Below are 7,025 nucleotides of genomic sequence, written 5' to 3'. Positions count from 1 at the left end.
TGGTGCCGTCGCCGCAGACGACCGCGGTGCAATCGCCATCGCAGGTCGGGGACTCGCCCATGTCGTCGCAGGTCTCGCCGGCGGTCATGTTGACGATGCCGTCGCCACAGCCGGCCAAGGTGCAGTCGAAGTTGCAGGAGGCCGACTCGCCCATGTCGTCACAGGCCTCGCCGGCGGTCATGTTGACCACGCCGTCGCCACACAGGGCCGGGATACAGTCGACGTTGCAGGTGGCGGACTCGCCCATGTCGTCGCAGACCTCGCCGGCGGCCATGTTGACGATGCCGTCGCCACAGCCGGCCGGTGTGCAGTCGAAGTTGCAGGAGGCGGACTCGCCCATGTCGTCGCAGGCCTCGCCGGCGGCCATGTTGACGATGCCGTCACCGCACAGGGCCGGTGTGCAGTCGAAGTTGCAGGAGGCGGACTCGCCCATGTCGTCGCAGGCCTCGCCGGCGGTCATGTTGGTGAGTCCATCACCGCACGTGGCCAGGGTGCAGTCGGTGTCGCAGAGCGCCGACTCGCCGCCGTCGTCGCAGATCTCACCCGCGAGCCCGTTGAGGACCGCGTCGCCGCACACGGCGAGCGTGCAGTCGTCGTCGCAGGTGGGGGTCACGCCCGGCATCCCCATGCCGTCGCCATCGCACTGCTCACCGGCGGCCATGTTGACGATGCCGTCGCCGCAGCTGGTCGCGGTGCAGTCGGCATTGCAGGTCATCGTGGCCATGCCGTCGTCGCAGGTCTCGCCGGCGGTGGGGTTGATCGTGAGGTCGCCGCAGATCGCCAGCGTGCAATCGATGTCGCACGAGGCGGACTCGCCCGCGTCGTCGCACTGCTCGCCGGCGGCCATGTTGAAGTCGCCGTCGCCACAGGAGACGAACGTGCAGTTGGCGTCGCAGGCGGCCGACTCGCCCATGTCGTCGCACTCTTCGCCCATCACCAGGACGCCGTCGCCGCAGGCGCAGAGATTGGGTGCGCCCGCCGAGTCCGACGTGCCCACGGCGAAGGTGCCGAGCTGCCACGGGCCCGTACCGTCCGCGCAGCGAAAGACATGGCCGGGCGTGTCTTGTATGACCTGCTGGCAGGTGGGCCCCGCCACGCAGAGCCCCGCGCCTGGTCCGTAGGCGAAGTCGGGGCTGGGTGGGTGGACGATCGCCACGACGTCGACGACCGAGGCCCAGGGGAACACGTCGGCCACGCCATCGACGTTGAGATCGATGCTCTGATTGACCGCGCCGGTGAACCCCGACACCAGCACGTGGGTCACCGTGTCGGTGTTCTCGAAGTTGAGGGCGAACTGGAAGTCCCTCGGCCCGAGCGAGAACGAGCCCTCTGCCACCACGAAGTGGCCGCTCGGCGGGATCACCTGGCCGTTGAGGCCGACGGCTGCCTCGATGAACCCGGAGACGTTGCCGCCGCCGCCACCGTCTCCGATCACCAGATACGTCAGCCCATCGAGTGGCGTGCCGGGCGGTCCGACCAGCTCGAAGTACTCATCGTTGTCCGCGCCCGGCTGATCGATGCGGATCTCGTTGATCCGAACCGGCGAGGCCGGCGGTCCACCCTGCGGCGCTCCACCCGACGACAGACCGTCGGCGGGGATCGGGACCGCGGCGCTGCCTTGCGACAGCGGAGCGAGAGCGGCGAGGAGGGCGAGAGAAGGAACGCTGACGGTAAGGCGCATGGCGATGGCGCGCGTAGCCTATCCCGATCATCGGCCGACCGGTCAACGCTCTTTGCACGGCCCATCATGGGCCACTCCTGGAGCAATGACGGCACGCCGGGCTATGGCCGCGAGCTTCGGCGGCCGCGGATCGCACCCAGGCCGAGCAGGCCGAGCAGCGACCACGGCATACCGCCATGACGTTGGCCCTCGTTTCCGACGACACAGTTGCAGCCGTCGCCCGCCCCGACCACGGCGCCACCCGTCCCGGCGTCGGTCTCCTCGCCGGTCGAAGCGCCCTCGGTGGTACTGGAGATCGGGCCGGTGGAGGCCGGGCCGGTGGTCATCACGCCCGTGCCACCGCCGGTGTCGCCGGTGTCGCTGCTGCCACCGGTGCTCGTGTCGTCCTCCTCACGCAAGCATGCGGACGAGCATCCGTCGTCGTTGGTGGTGTTGCCGTCGTCACACTCCTCGCCCGCGGTGGTGTTGAGGGTGCCGTCGCCACACTCGGCCATGGTGCAGTCGTCGTCGCAGATCTCGGACTCACCAATGTCGTCGCAGTCCTCGAAGGCGGTGGCGTTGATCTGGCCGTCGCCGCACGCAGCGGTCGTGCAGTCGGTGTTGCAGGAGGCCGACTCGCCGCCGTCGTCGCACTCCTCGCCCGCGGTCGCGTTGAGCACCATATCGCCGCAGACCGCAACGGTGCAATCGTCGTCGCAGGTGGTGGTCTCGCCGGGCGTGCCCATGCCGTCGCCGTCGCACTGCTCGCCGACGGCCATGTTGACCAAGCCGTCGCCGCAGGTCACCACGGTGCAGTCGGAATCGCACGTCTCCGTGCGCCCGCCGTCGTCGCAGGTCTCACCGGCGGTCGTGTTGACGATGCCATCGCCACAGACGGCCACGGTGCAGTCGAGGTTGCAGGTGGCGGTCTCACCGGGCATGCCCATGCCGTCGCCATCGCACGGTTCACCGGTGATGAGTCCGTCGCCGCATACGAAGCATGTCGTGGTGTCGAGTTCGCACGTGATGGCATCACAGCCCAGCGTTCCGCCGTCGAAGCCCTGGCTCGTGCAGGTCTTTCCGTCGAGATCGGTGTCGTCGCATTCCTCCCCGGCCATCGAGTTGATGGTGAGATCCCCGCACTCGACCATCGTACAGTTGGCGTCACAGCCGGCCGTCTCGCCCATGTCGTCGCACTCTTCGCCCGTCACCAGGATTCCGTCGCCGCAGGTGCAAGGGTTGGCTGAGCCCGGCGAGTCCTCGGGAGGCACGCCGTTGATGGCGAGGGTGCCGAGCTGCCAGGAGCCCGTGCCGTCCGAGCAGCGGAAGACGTGACTGGGCGGGTCCTGGGTGATTTGCTGGCAGTTGGGTCCGGCCACGCAGACCCCGGAGCCGGGGCCGTAGGGGAAGTCGTTGCTCGAAGGGTGGACGATCGCCACCACGTCGACCACGCTCGTCCACGGAAGGACGTTGTTGGCGATGCCGTCGTTGTTCGTGTCGATGTCCTGAGACAGCACGGTAAAACCCGACACCAGCATGTGGGTCACCGTGTCATTGTTCTCGAAATCGAGCCCAGTAGTGTGGTCGGGCACACCGATCGTCATCGAGCCCTCACCCACCACGAAGAAGCCGCTGGGCGGAATCACTTGCCCGCCGAGGCTGGTGACGGATTCGATGAACCCATAGTTTCCGCCGGGGTTGTCGCCGATGACGAGGTAGGTCAGACCATCGAGCAGCGTCCCCGGAGGCCCGACGAGTTCGAAGTACTCGTTGGGGTCGCCCCCGTCAGGATCGTCGATGCGGATCTCGTTGATCCTCACGGCCGCCACACCACCCGGCATGCCCCCTTGCCCCGACGAGAGCCCGCCGGCGGGTCGAGGCACGGCGGCGCTGCCCTGTGACAGCGGAGCGAGTGATGCGAGGAAGGCGATGGATGGAACGCTGACTGTACGACGCATCATGTTGACGATCAGCCTTCATGATCATCATTCAGCCCGTCAACGATCTTCGTGTGTTCTCGCCCAACCGTGTCACTCGTATCCCAACCGTGCCTGGCCCATGCGGACCAGGTCGGCACTCCTCCCAACTACTGATCCGTGCTCGGGGTTACGACCGCGAGCTTCGCCGGCGGAACGCACCCAGGCCGAGCAGGCCGAGCAGCGACCACAGCATGCCGCCGCGACGCTGGCCCCCGCTCCCGGCGACACAGTTGCAGCCGTCGTCGAGCACCCCGCCCACGGCGCCGGCCGTCTCGGTGTCGGTCTCCTCGCCGGTCGAAGCACCCTCGGTGGTGGTGGAGATCGGACCGGTGGTCATCACGCCCGTACCACCGCCGGAGTCGCCGGAGTCGCTGCTGCCACCGCTGCTCGTGTCGTCCTCCTCGAGCAAGCACGAAGACGAGCACCCGTCGTCGTCGTCGGTATTGCCGTCGTCGCACTCCTCGCCGGCGGTGGTGTTCATGGTGCCGTCGCCACACTCGGCCATGGTGCAGTCGTCGTTGCAGGTCTCGGACTCGCCCATGTCGTCGCAGTCCTCGCCGGCGGTCACGTTGGTCGTTCCGTCGCCGCACTCGGCTGGGGTGCAGTCGTCGTCACAGGTGGTCGACTCGCTGCCGTCGTCGCAGTCCTCGCCCGCGGTCACGTTGACCACCATGTCGCCGCAGTGCGCATCGGTACAGTCGTCGTCACAGGTGGCGGTCTCGCCGGGCATGCCCATGCCGTCGCCATCGCACTGCTCGCCGACGGCCATGTTGACCAAGCCGTCCCCGCAGGTCACCACGGTGCAGTCGGAGTCGCAGATCTCCGTGCGCCCGCCGTCGTCGCAGGTCTCGCCCGCCATGTTGTTGACCACCATGTCGCCGCACTCGGCCGGCGAGCAGTCGAGGTCACAGGTGGCCGACTCGCCGCCGTCGTCGCAGTCCTCACCCGCCGCGACGTTGACCTGACCATCGCCGCACGTCGCCGTGGTGCAGTCGGCATTGCAGGTGGCCGACTCGCCGCCGTCGTCGCAGTCCTCGCTCGCGGTGGCGTTGACCACCGTGTCGCCGCACATCGCGTCGGTGCAGTCGAGGTCGCAGGTGGTGGTCTCGCCCGGCATGCCCATGCCGTCGCCGTCGCACTGCTCGCCCGCGGTCATGTTGACCAGGCCGTCGCCGCAGGTCACCGCGGTGCAGTCGACGTCGCAGAAGCCCGTGCGCCCGCCGTCGTCGCAGGTCTCGCCGGCGGTGGTGTTGACCACCATGTCGCCGCATGCGGCCGGTGTGCAGTTGGCGTTGCAGGAGGCCGACTCACCGCCGTCGTCGCAGTCCTCCTCGGCGGACATGTTGATGATGCCGTCACCGCACGTCGCCATGGTGCAGTCGGCATTGCAGGTGACCGACTCGCCCATGTCGTCGCAGTCTTCGCCGGCCGGCGCGTTGACGATCCCGTCGCCGCACCCGGCCGGCGTGCAGTCGTCGTTGCAGGTGGGGGACTCCCCGCCGTCGTCACAGGCCTCGCCGGCGGTCGTGTTGGTGACGCCGTCGCCACAGGCGGCGGGTGTGCAGTCGGAATTGCAGGTGGCGGACTCGCCCATGTCGTCGCACTGCTCGCCGGCGGCCATGTTGACGACGCCGTCACCACAGCCGGCCGGAGTGCAGTCGGCATTGCAGGAGGCCGACTCGCCCATGCCGTCGCAGGCCTCGCCGGCAGTCATGTTCACGACGCCGTCGCCACAGTCGGCCGAAGAGCAGTCGGCGTTGCAGGTAGCGGACTCGCCCATGTCGTCGCAAGCCTCGCCTGCGGCCATGTTGACGATGCCGTCGCCACAGCCGGCCGGAGTGCAGTCGGCGTTGCAGGCGGGAGACTCCCCGCCGTCGTCACAGGACTCGCCGGCGGCCATGTTGACGACGCCATCACCACAGCCGGCCGGAGAGCAATCGGCGTTGCAGGATGCGGACTCGCCCATGTCGTCGCAGACCTCGAAGGCGGTCATGTTGACGACGCCATCACCACAGGTGGCTGGTGTGCAGTCGGCGTCGCAGGTAGCGGACTCGCCCATGTCGTCACAGGACTCGCCGGCGGCCATGTTGACGACGCCATCACCACAGCCGGCCGGAGAGCAATCGGCGTTGCAGGATGCGGACTCGCCCATGTCGTCGCAGACCTCGAAGGCGGTCATGTTGACGACGCCATCACCACAGGTGGCTGGTGTGCAGTCGGCGTCGCAGGTAGCGGACTCGCCCATGTCGTCGCAAGCCTCGCCGGCGGTCATGTTGACGATGCCGTCGCCACACCCGGCCGGAGAGCAGTCGGCGTCGCAGGATGCGGACTCGCCCATGGCGTCACAGGCCTCGCCGGCGGTCATGTTGACGACGCCGTCGCCACAGCCGGCCGGAGTGCAATCGGCGTTGCAGGATGCGGACTCGCCCATGTCGTCGCAGACCTCGAAGGCGGTCATGTTGACGACGCCATCACCACAGATGGCCGGAGTGCAATCGGCGTTGCAGGATGCGGACTCGTCCATGTCGTCGCAGACCTCGCCGGCGGCCATGTTGACGACGCCATCACCACAGCCGGCCGGAGTGCAGTCGGCGTTGCAGGCGGGGGACTCCCCGCCGTCGTCACAGGCCTCGCCGGCGATCATGTTGACGACGCCGTCGCCACAGCCGGCCGGAGTGCAATCGGCGTTGCAGGAGGCCGACTCACCCATGTCGTCGCAGTCTTCGCCCGTCACCAGGATCCCATCGCCACAGGCGCAAAGGTTGGGAGCGCCAGCCGAGTCCTCTGGAGGCATGCCATTGACGGTGAGGGTGCCGAGCTGCCACGGGCCCGTCGCATCGCCGCAGCGGAAGATGTGACTCGGAGGGCCCTGGGTGACCTCCTGGCAGTTGGGCCCTGCCATGCAGACCCCGGAGCCTGGACCGTAGGGATCGATGGAGCTCCCAGGGTCGACGATCGCCACCACATCGACGACCGAGGTCCACGGAAGTAATTCGGCGATGCCGTCGCCGTCTGCATCGATGTCGTCGCCGATATCACCCATGAAGCCCGATACCAGCATGTGGGTCACCGTGTCGCCATTCTCGAAGTTGAGGGCCAACTGGAGATCCTCCGTTCCGAGCGAAAAGGAGCCTTCCGCGACCACGAAGTGACCGCTCGCGGGGATCACTTCGCCGTCGAGGTCGACGACCGCTTCGATGATCCCGGAGTTCGCACCGGGGCCGTCGCCGATGACGAGATAGGTGAGATCATCGAGCAATGTTCCCGGTGGCCCAACGAGTTCGAAGTACTCCTCGTCATCCATCCCCCCGCCAGCCTCCTCGATACGGATCTCATTGATCCGCACCGGCGACACCCCCCCACCCGGAATCCCCTTTCCCCCCGAC

The 7,025-nt window shown here is 67.9% G+C and carries 2 protein-coding genes and 1 pseudogene; all 3 read right to left on the bottom strand.

Annotation, left to right across the window (positions count from 1 at the left end):
• Positions 1 to 1,681: pseudogene (locus OEB96_RS37250) on the bottom strand (hypothetical protein); the annotation flags it as partial.
• Positions 1,682 to 1,782: 101 nt separating this feature from the next.
• Positions 1,783 to 3,621, bottom strand: a complete 1,839-nt coding sequence (locus OEB96_RS37245) for a hypothetical protein (protein ID WP_266221647.1) — start codon at positions 3,619 to 3,621, stop codon at positions 1,783 to 1,785.
• A 145-nt stretch (positions 3,622 to 3,766) separates the two neighbouring features.
• Positions 3,767 to 6,943 (bottom strand): hypothetical protein, encoded by a 3,177-nt coding sequence (locus OEB96_RS37240; protein WP_266221646.1) that lies wholly within the window; start codon positions 6,941 to 6,943, stop codon positions 3,767 to 3,769.
• Between the last annotated feature and the right edge of the window lie 82 nt (positions 6,944 to 7,025).

Origin of the sequence: Paraliomyxa miuraensis (assembly GCF_026337845.1) — a bacterium.
GTDB lineage: Bacteria > Myxococcota_A > Polyangia > Nannocystales > Nannocystaceae > Paraliomyxa > Paraliomyxa miuraensis.
This window is presented reverse-complemented; position numbering and strand designations above follow the sequence as displayed.